Below are 17,330 nucleotides of genomic sequence, written 5' to 3' on the forward strand. Positions count from 1 at the left end.
TTATTTGCCTGGCACTTAGAGCGCGAACGGCAACGGCGTACTGACCTTCTGCCGCTGCGCCAAGCGCTGCTGAAACTCCATCGGATCGTGAATCAAAACGTCCTGCCCGGCGAAAGACTCCGCGGCAATCAACCGCGACAGCCAAAACCGCACACAGGCCACACGCAGCATGGTCGGCCACAACTCGGCCTCGGCAGCGGTGAACGGTCGCAATGCGGCATAAGCCCCCAGCAACGCCCGCGCTCGTGGCCCATCGATCAACCCGTCGTCGTCCGAACACCAGTCATTCAAGGCAATCGCCACGTCATAGAGCATCGGCCCCGAGCACGCGTTGTAGAAGTCGATCAACCCGGTCAGGTGCGTGCCTTCGAACATCGCGTTGTCGCGGAACAGGTCCGCGTGGATGTTGGCCCGTGGCAACGCCAGGATTTTCTCTTTTTGCTGTGTGATTTCATCCAGCGCCCGTTGCAGCAAATCACTTTGCTCAGCATTCAGGTGCGACAGCAGTTGCGTACCCTCCTCCAGCATCCAGTCCAGCCCACGATCGGTTTTGCGCTTGATCATGTTGGCCTGGGTCGCCAGGTGCAGGTGCCCGAGCAACTCTCCCACCTGAGCGCAATGCTGTGCGTTGGCGACTTTGATGTGCTTGCCGGCCAGACGCGGCTGCAACAGTGCAGGCTTGCCGGCCAGTTCGCGCAAGGCGATGCCGTCAGTGGTGCGCAAGGCATAGGGCACCGGCAGATCGGCTTCATGCAGCACGTCCAGCAATTCGATGAAGAACGGCATCTCCTGAACCGGACCGCGCTCAACCAGGGTCAGGACAAATTCGCCCTGCTCCAGGCTGATAAAGAAGTTGGTGTTTTCGCTGCCGGCAGCAATCCCCTGGAAATCAAGCAGGCGGCCGAGCCCGTAGGGGGCGAGAAAGGTTTCCAGCTCGGGCCGAGCCAGCGGGGTGAACACAGACATGTTTTAACTGCCAGTACGGGCGCCGCTGCTTGAGCCAGCGCCGATTGAAATTAAGAAACTACTTCCACTCAAAAATTTTCCACGACGGAATCAGCATATCCGGCTGATCCGAGCGGATGAAGTTTGCATCCGTGCCGTCCGCACGCACCAGAAAATACGGGGGTGCGCCCTTCGGCGTGACCTTGATCGCATACAGGAAACCGTTTTGACGGTACTCCTGAATGACTTTGTCCCCTTCCGTGCGGATCGTGACTTCCGGCTCCGGAGTCGGCGCATCATCCGCCGCCATGGCGGCCATTGGAACGGTTGCAAACAAGCCAGCCAGCAACAGGCGATTTAGTGTGCGCATGATAACCTTGTCCCTTTGTCGTCAACGGTCCCGCTATTCTAGCGCCGGACCCGCCGAAAAGGTTGATCCTGCTCATGAGCCAAGCCCCCCTCGTCCTGGTGGACGGTTCTTCTTACCTGTACCGCGCCTTTCACGCCCTGCCGCCGCTGACCACTTCCAGAGGTCTGCCGACCGGAGCGGTCAAAGGCGTGCTGAACATGCTCAAGAGTCTGCGCAAGCAGTACCCGGACAGTCCGTTCGCCGTGGTGTTTGACGCCAAGGGCGGGACATTTCGCGATGACATGTACGCCGAATACAAGGCCAATCGCCCAAGCATGCCCGACGACATGCGCGTACAGATCGAGCCGCTGCACCAGAGCGTGATCGCCCTGGGTTTCCCGCTCCTGTGCGTCGAAGGCGTCGAAGCCGATGACGTAATCGGCACGCTGGCCCGCAGCAGCGCCGCCGCTGACCGTCCGGTGATCATCTCCACTGGCGACAAGGACATGGCGCAACTGGTCGACGGCCACATTACCTTGGTCAACACCATGACCGGTAGCAGCATGGACGTGGACGGCGTGAAGGAGAAATTCGGCGTCGCTCCCGAGCAGATCATCGATTATCTGGCACTGATGGGCGATTCGTCCGACAACATCCCGGGCGTTCCGGGCATCGGCCCCAAGACCGCTTCCGGCCTGCTCGTTGGAGTAAACGGCGGCCTGACCGAGCTGTACGCCCAGCTCGATATCGTCCCGACCCTGCCGATTCGTGGCGCCAAGACCCTGCCAGCCAAGCTCGAAGAGCACAAGGAGATGGCCTTCCTCTCCTATCAGTTGGCGACGATCAAGATCGACGTGCCGCTGGACATCGGCCTCGACGACCTGCAAATGGGCAAGCCGGATCACGACAAGCTCGCCGAGCTCTATACCCTGCTCGAGTTCAAAAGCTGGTTTGAAGAAAATCAGCGCGACGCCAAACGTTCCGGCCAGGAAGTCACCGCGCCGGTGGTTGAAGAAGCCGCCGTCGAGAGCGAACTCAAATACACCACAATCCTCACCCAGGCCGATTTCGACTTGTGGCTGAAGAAGCTCAACGACGCCAGACTGATCGCCTTCGACACCGAAACCACCGGCATCGATGCGCAACAGGCGCAGTTGGTCGGCCTGTCGTTTGCTGTACAGGCCAACGAAGCCGCCTACATTCCGCTGACCCATTCCTACATGGGCGTGCCGGATCAGCTGGATCGCGACACCGTACTTCGTGCGCTGAAACCGATTCTGGAAGATCCGAACAAACTCAAGGTCGGCCAGCACGCCAAGTTCGACATGAACATCCTGGCCAACTGCGCCATCGGTGGCGATCAGAGCTGCGGCATCACCGTACAAGGTATTGCCTTCGACACCATGCTCGAATCCTATGTGCTGGACTCCACCGCGACCCGTCACGACATGGACAGCCTGGCGCTCAAGTACCTGAATCACACCACCACCAGCTTCCAGGACATCGCCGGCAAAGGCGCCAAGCAGCTGACCTTTGACCAGATCTCCCTGGAACTGGCCGGCCCGTACGCCGCCGAAGACGCCGACGTGACGCTGCGCCTGCATCAAACCCTGCAGGAAAAGCTCAACGCTATTCCGAGCCTGAGCAAGGTCCTGAGCGACATTGAAATGCCGCTGGTGCCGGTGCTGGCACGGATCGAACGTCAGGGCGCGTTGGTCGATGCCAACCTGCTGGGTATCCAGAGTGTCGAGCTGGGCGAGAAAATGGTCGCGCTGGAGCGTGAGGCATTTGCCATCGCCGGTGAGGAATTCAACCTCGGTTCGCCGAAGCAATTGGGCGTGATCCTGTACGAAAAACTCGGCTTGCCGATCCTCAGCAAAACCGCCAAAGGCCAGGCCTCAACCGCCGAAGCGGTGCTGGCGGAACTGGCCGAGCAGGATTACCCGCTACCCAAAGTGCTGATGCAATACCGCTCGATGAGCAAACTGAAAAGCACCTACACCGACCGCCTGCCGGAGCAGATCAACCCGCGCACCGGGCGGATTCACACGTCTTATCATCAGGCCGTCGCGGCGACGGGGCGTTTGTCGTCCAGCGATCCGAACCTGCAGAACATCCCGATTCGCACCGCCGAAGGCCGGCGGATTCGTCAGGCGTTTGTGGCGCCCAAAGGCTACAAGCTGCTGGCCGCTGACTACTCGCAAATCGAACTGCGAATCATGGCGCACCTGGCAAAGGACGAGGGTTTGCTGCACGCCTTCCGCAATGACCTGGACGTGCACAAAGCCACCGCCGCCGAAGTGTTCGGCGTCGAGTTGACGCAGGTCACCACTGATCAGCGCCGCAGCGCCAAGGCGATCAACTTCGGTTTGATCTACGGCATGAGCGCGTTTGGCCTGGCCAAGCAGATCGGCGTCGATCGCAAACAGTCCCAGGCGTACATCGACCGCTATTTCGCCCGCTATCCAGGCGTCCTGGAATACATGGAGCGCACCCGCGCCCAGGCGGCCGAGCAAGGTTTTGTCGAGACCATTTTCGGTCGTCGCCTGTACCTGCCGGAAATCAACGCGAAAAACCCGGCCCTGCGCAAAGGCGCCGAACGCACGGCGATCAACGCGCCAATGCAAGGCACCGCGGCAGACATCATCAAAATAGCCATGGTGGCGGTGGATAACTGGCTGACGTCGTCAGGTCTCGACGCCAAAGTCATCCTGCAGGTGCACGATGAATTGGTGCTTGAGGTGCGTGAAGACCTGGTCGATCAGGTTCGTGAAGAAATTCGCGTGCACATGAGCGACGCCGCGAAGCTGGATGTGCCGCTGCTGGTCGAGGTGGGTGTAGGAAATAACTGGGATGAGGCTCACTGAGCCGTCTGAAAAGGTGTTTTCTGCTGCGGCATAGTGCCGCGGCAGAAGGGACGCAGGGCGCTTATTTCGGATAGCGATTCGGCTTATTTCAAATGGTTTTTGAAGCGCCGGAACTAAACCTGTGAACCGCCACTCAGAGTTACTGAATGGCTGGTGAAGCCCTTCATGCTCCTAATGTTGTGTTAAGTGTTGGCAGATATCTGGACCCCGCCCTAGCGGTCCGGAACTTGGACCCCGGAACTTCCCCCTCCCCATAAGAAGTCCGGGGTTTTTTTTGCCTGCGATTTACTGCTCGACGGGCTCCGCGCCCTTGTCCGCCAGCTCCATCCAGCCCGCCAGTACAGTGTAGGCGTCTTCCAGGCCCAGACGTTTTGGCGCCGAGAACAGTTGAATGGTGATCGCATCACCCCAGCCTTTGCGGATATCCGACTGCACCTTGAGCAGGACGTTTTTCGCCGCGCCGTAGGTCAACTTGTCCGCTTTGGTCAGCAGAATGTGCATCGGCATGCCGCTGGCGACGGCCCAATCGAGCATCAACAGGTCGAAATCGGTCATTGGATGACGGATGTCCATCATCAAAATCAGGCCTTTCAAACTCTCGCGACCACCCAGATAAGCTTCCAGGTGACGCTGCCAGTGCAGCTTCAACGGGATAGGTACTTTCGCGTAACCGTAACCCGGCAGGTCGACCAGACGCCGATCTTCGTCTAGCTTGAAGAAGTTCAAGAGTTGCGTGCGACCCGGCGTTTTCGAGGTCCGCGCCAGGCTGGCATGCGTCAGGGTGTTCAACGCGCTGGATTTACCGGCGTTGGAACGCCCGGCGAAGGCCACTTCAAAGCCTTCGTCGTCGGGACATTGGTCGACTTTGGCAGCGCTGAGCATGAAGGTGGACTGTTGGCACAGGCCGAGGATGGGGTTCTTGAGTTGCATGGGATTTCCGATGTGGGCGGCGCCGGGAATGGACGCGGCAAGCGGTGTCGTTTCCGTTTCAGTGACGCCAGTATATAATGCCGCAGATTTTGTGTGCGCTTTGTCCCAGCGTAGGATGAAGTTCACGAGAGCGATTGACCTTGATTCCGCATCAGAACGCAGAACGCTCTCAACCCTGAAAAGGTCGTTTTATGACGAAATGGCTGCTAGCTGCCGGTGTCTTGATGCCGCTTTACGGCGCTCAGGCTACACAGGATCCGGAAGCTGTGTACAACCGTGTTTGTGGTGCCTGTCATTCCGGCCAACTCCCCATGGCGCCCAAAAAGGGCGATCAGGAAGCTTGGACGCCGAGGTTGGCGAAAGGTATGGAGACGCTGGTGCAACACGTGACCCAGGGTTTCAAGGCGATGCCGCCGCGTGGTTTGTGCATGGACTGCAGTGCCGAGGATTACCAAGTCATCATCCAGTGGATGAGCGAGTGATCCCGGTCCATAACTCTTTAACCCTTAGCCGTAGTTGGATTAGCTGATGAACAAATTGATCGTGAGTCTGCTGTTGACCGTGGGGATTTCCGGTATTGCCCATGCTGCAGGTGATGCGACTGCTGGTCAGGCGAAAGCCGCAGTATGTGGCGCCTGTCATGGCCCGGATGGCAACAGCATGGCGCCTAACTTTCCGAAACTGGCAGGCCAGGGCGAGCGTTATCTGAACAAGCAGTTGCACGACATCAAGTCCGGCAAACGCACGGTACTGGAAATGACCGGCCTGCTGACCAACCTGAGTGATCAGGACCTGGCCGATATCGCCGCCTACTTCGCCAGCCAGAAAGGCAGCGTTGGCGCCGCCGACCCGAAAGTCGTGGCTCGCGGTGAAGCACTGTTCCGTGGCGGTGACCTGGCCAAAGGCCTGCCAGCCTGCACCGGCTGCCACTCGCCTAATGGCGCCGGCAACGCGGCTGCCGGCTTCCCGCACCTGGGTGGCCAGCACGCTCAATACATCGCCAAGCAGCTGACCGAGTTCCGCAAGGAAGAAGGCGGCCGTAACAACGATGGCGACACCAAAACCATGCAGACCATTGCCAAACGCCTTAGCGACGAAGACATCGCAGCAGTGTCGAGCTACATTCAGGGCCTGCACTAAGACCGGCGAATCGCGCGGCGGGCGGGACGTACATCTCCTGCAACGTTAACGCTCTATTAATCCGTCGCAGCAAGTATAAAAAGGGTGGCTCAGGCCACCCTTTTTTGTGCCTGCTGCCGTTACACTACAGAACTCAAGCCCGCCATGACCTGTCTGAAAACAGGTCGCGCGAGGCGACCAAAATTGTCCAGGAGTAAAGCATGCGTAATCTGATCATCAGCGCCGCACTCGTCGCTGCCAGCCTGTTCGGCATGACTGCCCAAGCCGCCGAAGCCCCCGCCGCCCCTTATGTTGAACTGAGCAATCCGGTTCCGGTTGCGGTGCCTGGCAAGATCGAAGTGGTGGAGCTGTTCTGGTACGGCTGCCCGCATTGCTACGCTTTCGAGCCAGTGATCAATCCTTGGGTCGAGAAGCTGCCGTCCGACGTGAATTTCGTCCGTATTCCTGCGATGTTCGGCGGCCCATGGGACGCACACGGCCAGATGTTCCTGACCCTGGAAGCCATGGGCGTCGAGAGCAAAGTGCACGCTGCGGTCTTCAATGCGATCCAGAAAGAGCACAAAAAACTCGTCGACAAGAATGAAATGGCCGACTTCCTGGCGACTCAAGGCGTAGACAAGGACAAGTTCCTGGCGACCTTCGACTCCTTCGCCATCAAGGGCAAGATCGTAAAGGCGCGCGAACTGGCCAAGAAGTATGAAATTTCCGGCGTTCCAACCATGATCGTCAACGGTAAATATCGCTTTGACGTGGGTTCTGCCGGCGGCGCCGAGCAGGCGTTGCAACTGGCCGACAAACTGGTCGACAAAGAGCGGGCGGCGAACAAGGCTGCCGCCAACTAAGCGCGGCGACTGCCATGCGCCGCTGGGGAACTGAACGCGTCGTCGGCCTGCACGATCCGCGGGTCAACGAACATCACCTGGAATCGACGGGCCTGCCCGCAGACAGCCGTCTGCGCTTGCTTAGTTTCAATATCCAGGTCGGCATCAGTACCGAGCGCTATCGGCACTACCTGACCCGGGGCTGGCAGCACCTGTTGCCGCATACCGGGCGTGCCGACAATCTGCAAAAGATCGGCAATCTGTTGGGCGACTTCGATCTGGTCGCCCTGCAGGAAGCCGATGGCGGAAGCTTGCGATCCGGCTACGTCAATCAAGTCGAACACCTGGCGCAACTCGGCGCCTTCCCCTACTGGTATCAACAACTCAATCGCAATCTCGGTCGCCTCGGCCAGCACAGCAATGGCGTGCTCAGCCGCCTGCGCCCGTGGGCGATTGAAGATCATCCGCTGCCGGGGCCCAAGGGTCGCGGAGCGATTCTGGTGCGTTTCGGTGAAGGTCCGGAAGCGCTGGTGGTGGTCATGATGCATCTGGCACTGGGCGCACGCGCCCGCAGCATGCAACTGGCTTACATCCGCGAGTTGATTGGCGGCTATAAACACCAGGTACTGATGGGTGACATGAACACTCATGCCAGTGACCTGTTGCAAAACTCCGCGTTGCGCGACCTCGGTCTGCTGGCGCCGCAACTGGAAGCGACCTTCCCCAGCTGGCGCCCGCAACGCTGCCTGGACCACATTCTGCTAAGCCCGACCCTGACCCTCGAAAAGGTCGAAGTGCTGGCACAACCCATTTCCGATCACCTGCCGGTCGCGGTAGAGATTCGTCTGCCGGGTTCGCTCACGGCCGATGCATTCCCCGCGTTGAGTCCTGCCCCTCGCGGAACCCTTGAATGAGCGACGAAGCACAACGCTGGAAAGAGAAATACCTCAAAAGCATCGAACAACAGGAAAAACTCGAGCGTCGCTGGGACGCCCGGCTCGACTTGCTGCGTCGGGGATTGGTGCGCAGTACTCTGGCGGCCGAGGGCACCGACCGCGCGGTTGACCAGTGCATGAAAGAAATGCGTGAGGTCATCCGCACCAATGACATGGATGCGGGCCTGGCGGCGCTGCTTCCGCGACTGGAAAAAGCCGTACTCGACTCCGAACAGCGTCGCGAAACCCGAGTCAATCAAACCAGTGCCGCGCTGACCTCGCTGGTTGCGCAACTGCAAACGTTGCCGCTGCCCCGGGAAGTCAGTCGGCCACTCAAGAATTTCGCCAAAACGCTGGACGGACGCGTCAGCCAGGCACGCGAGATCCCGTTGCTGCTCAGCGAACTGAGCGGCCTGCAAGGTAAAGCCTTGAGTCAGCTGGAGAACCCGGCAGAACCCGGTCGTCCAGGCTTGCTGCAACGATTGTTCGGCAGTCGCGAAGCGGATGAAGCCGCTCCGGAAGCTGCAACCCCTGAGCCCCATGTGTCCGCGCCACCGCCTGTCGAAGCCCCTGTTGCTTTGCCTGCCGACGCGCCGCGAGTCGTCGTCGAATCCTCGACCGCCGCCGAAGAGCCACCAGTGACCGTGCCTGACGCCCCCGCGGCCGCCACCGAGCCGCTGGCAACCGACACGACAACAGACACCCCGCCGCCTGCTGTGGTGGCGTTTGTGCCGCCTGTCGTTGAACCTCCGCCAGCGCCCGAGATAGAAACACCGGTCCAACCAGAGACTCAACAACCAGAGCAGCCGGTACCCGCCGCAGAGACGCCGGTCGTCGAGGCCCAACCGCCCATCAATCCCGACGAACTGACCCCAGTGGTGTTTCTCGACAGCCTGCCCCTGCCCTCGGCCATGGCCCAGGCGCTGGCAGCCATCGATCCGGAACAACCTGAACACGATATTCTCTACGCCCTTCCGGACTCGCCCGAGCCGTCCTACAGCTCGGTGGCCAAGCACATCGAAGACACGCTACTGGGCCTGCTCGACGACCTGTCGCTGCCCGAACGTCACCGCCCACAAGCTGAAGCGATGCGTGATCGCCTGCAAAACGGCTTGAACTGGTACGAACTGCTGCCGATCCTCGACGATCTGGCAACCTTGATGCTGGCCATCAACAACAGCGGGCAACACGAGTTCGAAGTTTACTTGCAGCAACTCAACGAACGCCTCGAGTCGTTCCAGAGCAACTTGCAAGCCGCCAGCGATGGCCATGCCGATAACCAATCTGCCGCACGGCAAATGGACACGCAGATCCGCGAGCAAGTCGACGGTTTGCAGAGCAGCATGCAGGAAGCCGCAGACCTGGAAGACCTCAAGCATGTCCTGGAGAACCACCTCGAAGGTCTGCTCGGCACCATGGACCAGCACCAGAAGCAGCGCGACGAACGCGAACAGGAAGTGGCCGCCCGCCTGAAAGGCCTGGCCGAACGAGTGGCGCACATGGAGCAGGAAGCCCAGGGTTATCGCGAACACCTCGAAGAGCAGCGCCAGAAAGCCTTGATCGACCCGCTGACCGGGCTGCCGAACCGGGCAGCCTGGAGCGAACGGCTCGACCACGAAATCCATCAGTGGCAACAACACGGCAACACCCTTCTGCTGGCCATGCTCGACCTCGACCATTTCAAACGCATCAACGATAACTATGGCCACCTTGCCGGCGACAAAGTGCTGAAAATCATCGCCACGGTGTTGCGCAAACGGCTGCGCGGGACGGATTTCATTGCCCGCTTTGGCGGTGAAGAATTTGTCCTGTTAATGCCCGCCACAGTGCCGGCCGTCGGCGCCAAACTTCTGGAAAGCTTGCGCGCAGCAATCGAAGCCTGCCCGTTCCACTTCAAAAGTGAGCCGGTGACCATCACCATTTCGATGGGACTGACAGCGTTCAAGCCTGGGGAACACAGTGATCTGGTGCTTAAAAGAGCCGATCAGGCGCTATATCGGGCAAAACATGCTGGCCGTAACCGAGTGGAACTGGGCTGACAGCCAATTGTTCCATTTTGTTTAAAAGTTCGCGCCAACCATTCTCGCGCAAGGCAGTACGTTACACTGTTGCATTACTGTCTTGCGTGTATTGCCTTCTACCATGAAATATCTTGCCCTCATCGTGTCGCTGATCCTGTTAGCCGGTTGCGCCAGCGGCCCCCGCCTCGACACCAGTCACCCTTCGGTCAATCACGACAGCCGCATTCAGTTCGTGGTGGTGCATTACACCTCCGCCTCGCTCGAACGCTCGCTGCAATTGTTGACCCATGGCGAAGTCAGCAGCCACTACCTCATCGGCGACGACAAAAACGCCACCATCTACCAGTTGATGGATGAAAATCTACGGGCGTGGCATGCAGGGGAAAGTGAATGGCAAGGCAGGACCTGGTTGAATTCCAGCTCCATCGGCATCGAAATCGTCAATCCGGGCTTCAAGGAAACCCCGACCGGAGGGCGTTATTGGTTCCCCTACAGCGAAGCTCAGGTCCAGTCTTTGATCGTCCTGCTCAAAGACATCAGCAAGCGCTACGCCATCAACCCGCGCAGCATAATCGGCCATAGCGACATCGCACCGTTGCGCAAGCTTGACCCGGGACCGCTCTTTCCCTGGAAACGTCTGGCGACCGAAGGCCTCGGCGTCTGGCCGGACGAGCAGGACGTGGCGCGTCAACAGAACCGGTTCGACGTACAAATGCCGAGTATCAGCTGGTTCCAGGGGCAGTTGGCCCGCCTGGGGTATGCCACGCCACAAACCGGTGAACTGGATGTCGCGACGCGCCATGTCATCGCAGCGTTTCAAATGCACTTCCGGCCGTCACGCTTCGACGGCCTGCCAGACGCGCAAACCGCAGCGCTGCTTCAGGTGTTGAATCAGACAAAATAATGACGCCCGCCCGACGGTCCGGGCTTTTTCCCAATCAGCAGCTATAACTCATTGGTAATTCTTCGGATATTCCAACATGCCTGCTGCTCGAGAGACGCTTCGTAGCTGGTTCTATCGCCCATTGTTTTTGGCGATGCTGGCTGCTGCCCTGAGCAGCGTATTGTTATTGGCGCTCAGCCTGTTCGTGGCCATTCATCAGATCGAGCAAAACGAAAGCCTGGAAATGAACGCGCAGGGTGAGCGATTTCTTGCGCGTCTGGAGCAGTTGTTCGGGCAACTGCGCGAAGGGCTCGATGATCTGGAGGCCCAACCGCTGCGAATCTGCGACAAAGAAATGATCGCCACTTTGCAGCAGGTTAGCTTCAACTACCGCTTTGTTTACGAGGCCGCGTATATGGATGCCTCGAAGATCTGCTCTAACCGTCCACGCCAGGAAGGACTGTCGCTGGCACGAGCACCGGACATTAAAGACCCCACTTACAGTTATTGGCTGAACACCACCACCGAACCTGATGAAAACCGGGCCGCGCTTATGCTCGGGCGTGGCAATTTTCGTGTCGCGACCTCTCGTGGACATTTGACCGACATGGTCGACCTGTCACCGGGTAGCAGTCTTTTGGTGATACTTGACCACGGCACCCGCGCGATTCCGGTGCTGGGCTCCGCGCAAGTCTGGCCGCCGACCGAGCCCTGGCCACCGAAAAGCAGCGAAGCCTTGCAAGTCACCCCGACTCGCTTGATCTATCTCATGCCGACCAAGAGCCCTGAGTACCAATTGGTGCTGATCACCCCGCGCACCGCCGTGAATGTGCCAACCGCCTGGTGGTGGCTGGTGCCGGCCAGCCTGGCGTTGGGAATACTGGTGGGCTTCATGGTGTTTTTGCTGGTGCGTCAGCGGCAGTCGCTGGACGCGGAATTGACCGGTGCGATTCGACGAGGCGAGTTGCAGGTGTTGTATCAACCGATCTTCAACCTCGACAGCCGCAACTGTGTCGGCGCCGAAGCATTGCTGCGCTGGCGGCGGCCGGACGGCACGCTGACCAGCCCCGACCTGTTCATTCCGATGGCGGAGAACACCGGTCAGATCCGTCAGATGACCGACTTCGTCCTGCAACGCCTGCTGGAACAGCTGGGCCAGTTGTTGCGGGCCAATCCGCAACTGTACATCTCGGTCAACCTCGCCGCGTGCGATGTCATGGTGCCGCGTATCGGCCAGGTGATGGCACGCCTGCTGACCTTGCACCGGGTCGCGGCCAAGCAGATTGCCTTTGAGGTGACTGAGCGAGGATTGATTGACGTGGTAGTGGCCCGGGAAAATCTGCAAGCCTTGCGCGATGTCGGGCATCAGGTGTTGATCGATGACTTTGGTACTGGCTATTGCAGCCTCGCCTACCTGCAAACCCTGCCGGTGGACTGCCTGAAAATCGACAAGGCGTTCATCGATGCGTTGGGGCATGACGCCGCCAGCAGTGGCGTGGCACCGCACATTATTCACATGGCCCAGTCGCTGAACCTGAAGGTGATTGCCGAGGGCATCGAGCATGAAGCCCAAGCCGTATTCTTGAGCAGTGAAGGGGTGAAGTTCGGTCAGGGCTGGTTGTTTGCCCATGCATTGAGCGCCGTACAGTTCATCGAATTGATTACCCGGGGTCGGCGACTGGCCGGCCGACGCCTGGATGACGAAGCGTAAACCCGCGTTAAACCGCCAACGCCATATAGAACTGAGTACCCTGCCCCGGCCGCGAATAGACGCCCATCCGCCCACCGTGCAACTGCACGATTTCCTTGCACAACGCCAGACCGAGCCCCGCGCCCCCCTTCTTGCGTCCAACCTGAACAAAGGGCTCGAAGATCCGCCCCTGTTGGCCGTAAGCGATGCCTTCGCCATTGTCCTCGACGCTAATGATCACCCGCTCCCCGTGACGCCGTGCCTGCAAACGTATCAGGCCGTCAGGGCCGGTATGGCGTAGCGCGTTGTCGATCAGGTTGTCGAGCACACGGTCCAGTTGCGGCTGATCGGCCTGCAACCACGGTAATGGCCCTTGCACCTCCACCCGCAGGTCGATGCCCTTCTCTTGCGCCGCATCGGCAAACCGCGACCGGGCCTGCTCAAGGAGTTCCTCGATGGAACACGGCGCCAGCGAGAGTTTCTGCAGGCCATTCTGGTAGCGGGAGAAGTTCAGCAAGTCGTTGATCAACTGCATCAAACGCTGCATCTCTTCATTGACCGTGTCCAGCAGATCAGCTTCTCGCGAGTCCTGCGCAAAATGCGCGCGCTCACGGAACAGGCCGAATGCCATGTGCATCCCGGTGACGGGCGTGCGCAGCTCATGAGAAGCGCGCAACACAAATTCGCTGCGCACCCGCTCGAAAGCTCGCTGCTCGGTGACGTCATGCAACACCATCACCGCGCCCAGAATATGGCCCTGCGTATGACTGACCGGCGTCAGGCTGTACGTGAGCAACCGCGACTCGCCATCGACCTCGATACTGAGGTCCTCCGGCGCCCGCTCCAAACTGCCGCCACGCAGCACCAGTTGCAACTGTTGGTCCAGCTCGGGTCGTTCGAGCGCGCTGCCCAGCCCCTGGCCAAGCCGATCAGTGTCCCAACCCAACTGGCGCTGCGCCACCGGGTTGAGGTGTTCGAGATGGCCATCGCGGTCGATCATCAGCAGACCGTCGTCGATGCTGTCGAGCACCGCTTGCAAACGCTGCTGGCCGGCGAGCAACTCGTCGATGTTGGTGGCCTGATGCTGACGCAAAGCCTCTGCCATGATCCCGAATCGCTTGGTCAGCAGGTTCATTTCCACTGCCGAGGAAATCGGCAGGGTTACCTCGAAATTGCCTTGGCCGATGTGGTCGGCGGCCTGGGCCAAAGCCTCGATCGGCTCGCCGAAACGACGTGCGATCGCGTGAGCGGTAACGAAACCGATGATCAGCACGGTCAGTCCCACCAACCCGAGCAGGCCGGCAATCAGCAGCGCCCGTTCCCGCGCCCGAAGTTGCGTTTCATTGATGTTATCCAGCGCGCGCTTGTGCTCGGTAATCAGCCCGTTGCGCAAGACGTTGAATTTTTCGGTGAGGTCTTCGTTACCACTCAGCACATGAGACGGATCTTGCGCCAGGTTCAGCGCCTGAAGAAAACGCAGGTAATCGTCCTTGGCTTGTCTGAACCCGTATTGGCCTCTTTCTTGGACCTGCTCATGGGCGATGCCTTCATCCAGCAGCTGAAAATAATGCTGCTTAGACGTTTCGAACGCCGCAGCATCGGGTTTGTCGCTCAGCATGAGAATCAGTTGATCGCCCAGGGCCTGACGCATCTTCAGGCCCAGGTCCAGAGTGACGAAGTTATTGCGAATCAGCGCTTCCTGGGTCCCCGCCATCTGCATCACGCTGACCAGGCCGAGCAAAAGCCCCAGCAGCGCCACGGTGATCAGGGCGGAAATACTCAGAAAAAGCCGAGTTCGCAACTTCATCGCCAGTTTCATCGGGCAAGGCTCACAAGTTGTACTGCTTGCGTTTGCGGTAGAGGGTCGAGGCGTCGATGCCGAGCGTCTTGGCGGCCTGATCCAGCGTGTCGGCGGTGGCGAGGACTGCACCGATGTGGGCCTTCTCCAGTTCATCCAGGCTCAGCGCAGCGCCAATGCGTGGCGCATTGTTGACGGGGGTTTCGGCCATGCCCAGGTGGCTGATTTCCACCCGTTCCTGTGGACAAATGATGCTTGCCCGCTCGATCACGTTGCGCAGCTCGCGGATATTCCCCGGCCAGCGATAGCTGAGCAGCGCTTCACGGGCTTCATCACTGAAGCCCCGGGCGGGACGCGCGTATTCCTTGACGAACCGGGCCAGAAAACGGTCAGCCAGGTTCAGAATATCTTCCCGTCGTTCGCGCAGCGGCGGCAGGTGCAAGGTGATGACGTTCAAGCGATAGAGCAAGTCTTCACGGAAACGGCCATCGCGGACCATGTCTTCAAGGTTGAGGTTGGTGGCCGCGAGGATGCGCACATCGGCGCGGCGGGTGACCGGATCGCCGACGCGCTCATACTCCTTGTCCTGGATGAAACGCAGCAACTTTGGCTGCAACGTCAGGGGAAAATCGCCGATTTCGTCGAGAAACAGCGTTCCACCATCAGCTTGATTCACGCGCCCGAGGGTACTTTCGCTGGCACCGGTGAACGCGCCACGGCTGTGGCCGAAGAGCTCGCTTTCCATCAGCTCGGCCGTCAGCGATGGGCAGTTGATGGTGACGCAGGACTTTTTCGCGCGTTTGCTCCAGCCGTGAATGGCGTGGGACAGCTCACCCTTACCCGTACCGGATTCGCCGAGGATCAGGATGTTGGCATCCGTGTTGGCCACCTGGCGGGCGGTTTCAAGCACCACTTTCATCGCCGGGCTGTGGGAATCCAGACCGTCCTTGGGTTTGCGCACTTCACCTTCCAGCGCCTCCAGACGTGCCGACAGTTGCCGCACCTCCAGTTGCTTGGCGGTGGCAAGGCGCAATTGATCGGGGCTGCACGGTTTAACCAGATAATCAGCGGCGCCGGCCTGAATGGCATCCACCGCGGTGTCCACAGCCGAATGTGCGGTGACGATCACCACGCGCATCCACGGCGCCTGAATGCGCATCTGCGCCAACACGTCGAGGCCATTATCCTCACCGAGGCGCAAATCGAGGAAGCACAGGTCAAACACCTGGCGTTGCAGCAGCGCGTCGGCCTGGGCCGCGCTGTTGGCGGTGGCGACGCTGTAGCCTTCGTCTTCGAGGCAGTATCGGAACGTTCGCAGGATGGCGGATTCGTCGTCCACCAGCAGAATGCGGCCTTGATGCTCAGTGGCTGACTCCATTTTCCTACGCTCCTTAAAGAATGATCTGGGTTAGTCCCGGAAAAATCGGGCAAGTTGCATGGTTTATTCTGGTCGATTCCGACCACAGCAGGGTAGCTCTCTCATCACCCTACGGCTAATTACCTGATTTTGTTGTTTTTTAATCAGATAGCCGGTTTTCAAGCGATTCCCATCTCCCCTTGTGACATCCGCGCCCTCCTCGCAATTCAAAAAAAGTGAAAGCTCCTACGAATTAATCGTGCATTACGCACGACTGCGAAAGGGCTATCGTGCAGGATGCGTCCGACATGCTTTCAACAAAGAACATAAGCTTTTGATTTTCTTAACTTTTTTTTACATAAAGAACTGGCACGCAGGCTGCAACAACCTGATTAACCAGGGCATTCAGCAACTCCTAGCCCATTACAAAATCACCACAGAAGTGGGAGGAGCTTCAGGATGAATCGCCAACGTGCCGCCCAATTGCGTATCTCGCCACTGCATATCCAGCAAGGCCTGTTTGCTGTTCTGGCGCTCTTGATCACTTTGATCGGCGGCCAGCAGTTTCAGCGTTGGGAGCAGAGCCAGCAGCAAGAAGTGCCACGCGTGCCGATTCAACATCCGACCCAAACCCACTTCAGCGCCGTCAGCAGCAGCTTCGCCGACAGCGTCCCGATGCGAATGATGGATGTCGACCAGGCTCAGCCTGCGGACGAGATGCCACGTCAGGAACGTTGGGTGTTCTAAACACACTAACTTGGCGCGCTCGCTGCGCCGGGGTAAGCATCACGAGCAACACCTCTAAATAAAAGCGTAAGGAGAATCACCATGTTGAGCTGGGCAATCACATTCTTGATCATTGCCATCATCGCCGCAGTACTGGGCTTCGGTGGTATCGCGGGCACCGCAACGGGTATCGCCAAGATTCTCTTTGTCGTGTTCCTGGTGATGTTCATTGCGTCGTTCTTCTTTGGCCGTCGCGGTCGAGGTTGAAGATGAACGTTTCACTGAAAACGCTGGCAGCCGCCCTGTTTCTGGGCGGCAGCGCCACGGTGATGGCGGCCAATGATGGCCAGGCGCGGGTCAACGAGTTGTTAAGCGCAGACTCGCAGTTTCATAACACCTGGCAAGGCGTGGTGAAAAAGGAAGAACGCTTGCCGGAATGGGTGATGAACCTGTCCGGCGACGCCGAGCAAATGAATGCAGTGGAAGAAGATGGCGACAAGTATCTGGTGGGGCCGCTCTGCGAATCGCATGACACATGCCTCAACAAACGCCTGATCGTTGCCGTCAGCTTCAACAAGAAGGATGCTTACGCCATGTTGGTCGAAGTGCCTGCTGGATTGCCGGCTGACAAGTCGCCGACTCGGCATGCCGATTACCGCTTCCTCGGCAAGCCTGACCAAGGCATGCAGGACCTGTTGATGGAACAACTGAAAAAAGATCCGAACTGGTACTGAATTTGTCACACGAAAGAAGCAGCATTGCTTCTCTCCAATGCGCTACCCGAGGAAGGTAGACGCATGACCAAGGGGTCGGGACGTTCTGCCTGTTTCAGGGGCGGAGTGACCTACGGGTACAGGGAGTACCTGCG

The 17,330-nt window shown here is 59.1% G+C and carries 16 protein-coding genes; 11 read left to right on the plus strand and 5 right to left on the minus strand.

The genetic code is table 11. From position 1 onward, the window contains the following. Window positions 1-15: 15 nt before the first annotated feature. On the minus strand, window positions 16-966 hold the full coding sequence (locus ACI77H_RS00285; RefSeq protein ID WP_407009845.1) for a homoserine kinase: 951 nt from the start codon (window positions 964-966) through the stop codon (window positions 16-18). Between the two features lie 58 nt (window positions 967-1,024). Then, on the minus strand, window positions 1,025-1,315 hold the full coding sequence (locus ACI77H_RS00290) for a DUF2782 domain-containing protein (protein WP_407009846.1): 291 nt from the start codon (window positions 1,313-1,315) through the stop codon (window positions 1,025-1,027). A 74-nt stretch (window positions 1,316-1,389) separates the two neighbouring features. Between ACI77H_RS00290 and polA the strand changes: the two genes are divergently transcribed. After that, entirely contained in the window at window positions 1,390-4,161 is a 2,772-nt protein-coding gene (gene polA, locus ACI77H_RS00295; RefSeq protein ID WP_407009847.1) for a DNA polymerase I, read from the plus strand. A gap of 285 nt (window positions 4,162-4,446) precedes the next feature. On the opposite strand, the gene yihA is transcribed toward polA, so the two are convergent. Beyond that, window positions 4,447-5,091: a ribosome biogenesis GTP-binding protein YihA/YsxC gene (gene yihA, locus ACI77H_RS00300; RefSeq protein WP_407009848.1), complete on the minus strand. Its 645-nt coding sequence runs from the start codon at window positions 5,089-5,091 to the stop codon at window positions 4,447-4,449. A gap of 191 nt (window positions 5,092-5,282) precedes the next feature. Here yihA and ACI77H_RS00305 point away from each other — a divergent pair, with 191 nt between their 5' ends. From ACI77H_RS00305 to ACI77H_RS00335, 7 genes are all read left to right on the plus strand, one after another. Continuing rightward, window positions 5,283-5,573, plus strand: a complete 291-nt coding sequence (locus tag ACI77H_RS00305; protein WP_407009849.1) for a c-type cytochrome — start codon at window positions 5,283-5,285, stop codon at window positions 5,571-5,573. Between the two features lie 46 nt (window positions 5,574-5,619). Further along, complete coding sequence (locus tag ACI77H_RS00310; RefSeq protein WP_407009850.1) at window positions 5,620-6,231, plus strand: c-type cytochrome; 612 nt, start codon at window positions 5,620-5,622, stop codon at window positions 6,229-6,231. 200 nt (window positions 6,232-6,431) lie between these two features. Further along, the gene (locus tag ACI77H_RS00315; RefSeq protein WP_407009851.1) at window positions 6,432-7,073 is read left to right on the plus strand and encodes a thiol:disulfide interchange protein DsbA/DsbL; all 642 of its coding nucleotides are present in this window, start codon (window positions 6,432-6,434) and stop codon (window positions 7,071-7,073) included. Between the two features lie 14 nt (window positions 7,074-7,087). Continuing rightward, window positions 7,088-7,966 carry an endonuclease/exonuclease/phosphatase family protein gene (locus ACI77H_RS00320; RefSeq protein WP_407009852.1) on the plus strand — a complete coding sequence of 293 codons (879 nt, stop codon included), beginning with the start codon at window positions 7,088-7,090 and terminating at the stop codon, window positions 7,964-7,966. Continuing rightward, on the plus strand, window positions 7,963-10,026 hold the full coding sequence (locus tag ACI77H_RS00325) for a diguanylate cyclase (protein ID WP_407009853.1): 2,064 nt from the start codon (window positions 7,963-7,965) through the stop codon (window positions 10,024-10,026). The genes ACI77H_RS00320 and ACI77H_RS00325 overlap by 4 nt, the downstream gene beginning before the upstream one ends. Before the next feature lie 103 nt (window positions 10,027-10,129). Further along, on the plus strand, window positions 10,130-10,912 hold the full coding sequence (locus tag ACI77H_RS00330; RefSeq protein WP_407009854.1) for an N-acetylmuramoyl-L-alanine amidase: 783 nt from the start codon (window positions 10,130-10,132) through the stop codon (window positions 10,910-10,912). A 76-nt stretch (window positions 10,913-10,988) separates the two neighbouring features. Further along, window positions 10,989-12,602, plus strand: coding sequence for an EAL domain-containing protein (locus ACI77H_RS00335; RefSeq protein WP_407009855.1), 1,614 nt, complete (start codon window positions 10,989-10,991; stop codon window positions 12,600-12,602). 7 nt (window positions 12,603-12,609) lie between these two features. Here ACI77H_RS00335 and ACI77H_RS00340 read toward each other — a convergent pair whose 3' ends face one another. Together ACI77H_RS00340 and algB are read right to left on the minus strand one after the other, a co-directional pair. Beyond that, window positions 12,610-14,400 (minus strand): KinB sensor domain-containing domain, encoded by a 1,791-nt coding sequence (locus ACI77H_RS00340; protein WP_407009856.1) that lies wholly within the window; start codon window positions 14,398-14,400, stop codon window positions 12,610-12,612. A 10-nt stretch (window positions 14,401-14,410) separates the two neighbouring features. After that, window positions 14,411-15,757, minus strand: a complete 1,347-nt coding sequence (algB, locus tag ACI77H_RS00345) for a sigma-54-dependent response regulator transcription factor AlgB (RefSeq protein WP_407009857.1) — start codon at window positions 15,755-15,757, stop codon at window positions 14,411-14,413. Between the two features lie 438 nt (window positions 15,758-16,195). On the opposite strand from algB, the gene ACI77H_RS00350 reads away from it, so the two are divergent. The 3 genes from ACI77H_RS00350 (at window position 16,196) to ACI77H_RS00360 (ending at window position 17,196) form a co-directional block, all read left to right on the plus strand. Beyond that, complete coding sequence (locus ACI77H_RS00350) at window positions 16,196-16,483, plus strand: hypothetical protein (protein ID WP_150630678.1); 288 nt, start codon at window positions 16,196-16,198, stop codon at window positions 16,481-16,483. Between the two features lie 81 nt (window positions 16,484-16,564). After that, window positions 16,565-16,729: a DUF1328 domain-containing protein gene (locus ACI77H_RS00355; RefSeq protein WP_003177151.1), complete on the plus strand. Its 165-nt coding sequence runs from the start codon at window positions 16,565-16,567 to the stop codon at window positions 16,727-16,729. 2 nt (window positions 16,730-16,731) lie between these two features. Further along, entirely contained in the window at window positions 16,732-17,196 is a 465-nt protein-coding gene (locus ACI77H_RS00360) for an inhibitor of vertebrate lysozyme family protein (protein WP_407009858.1), read from the plus strand. The last annotated feature ends 134 nt before the right edge of the window (window positions 17,197-17,330 follow it).

It is taken from the genome of Pseudomonas sp. O230 (genome assembly GCF_045447035.1).
GTDB lineage: Bacteria > Pseudomonadota > Gammaproteobacteria > Pseudomonadales > Pseudomonadaceae > Aquipseudomonas.

Bases quoted from the DNA above. Each gene is read 5' to 3' on its own strand.
- ACI77H_RS00285 (WP_407009845.1), bottom strand. From the start codon at position 966: ATGTCTGTGTTCACCCCGCTGGCTCGGCCCGAGCTGGAAACCTTTCTC.
- ACI77H_RS00290 (WP_407009846.1), bottom strand. From the start codon at position 1,315: ATGCGCACACTAAATCGCCTGTTGCTGGCTGGCTTGTTTGCAACCGTT.
- polA (WP_407009847.1), top strand. From the start codon at position 1,390: ATGAGCCAAGCCCCCCTCGTCCTGGTGGACGGTTCTTCTTACCTGTAC.
- yihA (WP_407009848.1), bottom strand. From the start codon at position 5,091: ATGCAACTCAAGAACCCCATCCTCGGCCTGTGCCAACAGTCCACCTTC.
- ACI77H_RS00305 (WP_407009849.1), top strand. From the start codon at position 5,283: ATGACGAAATGGCTGCTAGCTGCCGGTGTCTTGATGCCGCTTTACGGC.
- ACI77H_RS00310 (WP_407009850.1), top strand. From the start codon at position 5,620: ATGAACAAATTGATCGTGAGTCTGCTGTTGACCGTGGGGATTTCCGGT.
- ACI77H_RS00315 (WP_407009851.1), top strand. From the start codon at position 6,432: ATGCGTAATCTGATCATCAGCGCCGCACTCGTCGCTGCCAGCCTGTTC.
- ACI77H_RS00320 (WP_407009852.1), top strand. From the start codon at position 7,088: ATGCGCCGCTGGGGAACTGAACGCGTCGTCGGCCTGCACGATCCGCGG.
- ACI77H_RS00325 (WP_407009853.1), top strand. From the start codon at position 7,963: ATGAGCGACGAAGCACAACGCTGGAAAGAGAAATACCTCAAAAGCATC.
- ACI77H_RS00330 (WP_407009854.1), top strand. From the start codon at position 10,130: ATGAAATATCTTGCCCTCATCGTGTCGCTGATCCTGTTAGCCGGTTGC.
- ACI77H_RS00335 (WP_407009855.1), top strand. From the start codon at position 10,989: ATGCCTGCTGCTCGAGAGACGCTTCGTAGCTGGTTCTATCGCCCATTG.
- ACI77H_RS00340 (WP_407009856.1), bottom strand. From the start codon at position 14,400: ATGAAACTGGCGATGAAGTTGCGAACTCGGCTTTTTCTGAGTATTTCC.
- algB (WP_407009857.1), bottom strand. From the start codon at position 15,757: ATGGAGTCAGCCACTGAGCATCAAGGCCGCATTCTGCTGGTGGACGAC.
- ACI77H_RS00350 (WP_150630678.1), top strand. From the start codon at position 16,196: ATGAATCGCCAACGTGCCGCCCAATTGCGTATCTCGCCACTGCATATC.
- ACI77H_RS00355 (WP_003177151.1), top strand. From the start codon at position 16,565: ATGTTGAGCTGGGCAATCACATTCTTGATCATTGCCATCATCGCCGCA.
- ACI77H_RS00360 (WP_407009858.1), top strand. From the start codon at position 16,732: ATGAACGTTTCACTGAAAACGCTGGCAGCCGCCCTGTTTCTGGGCGGC.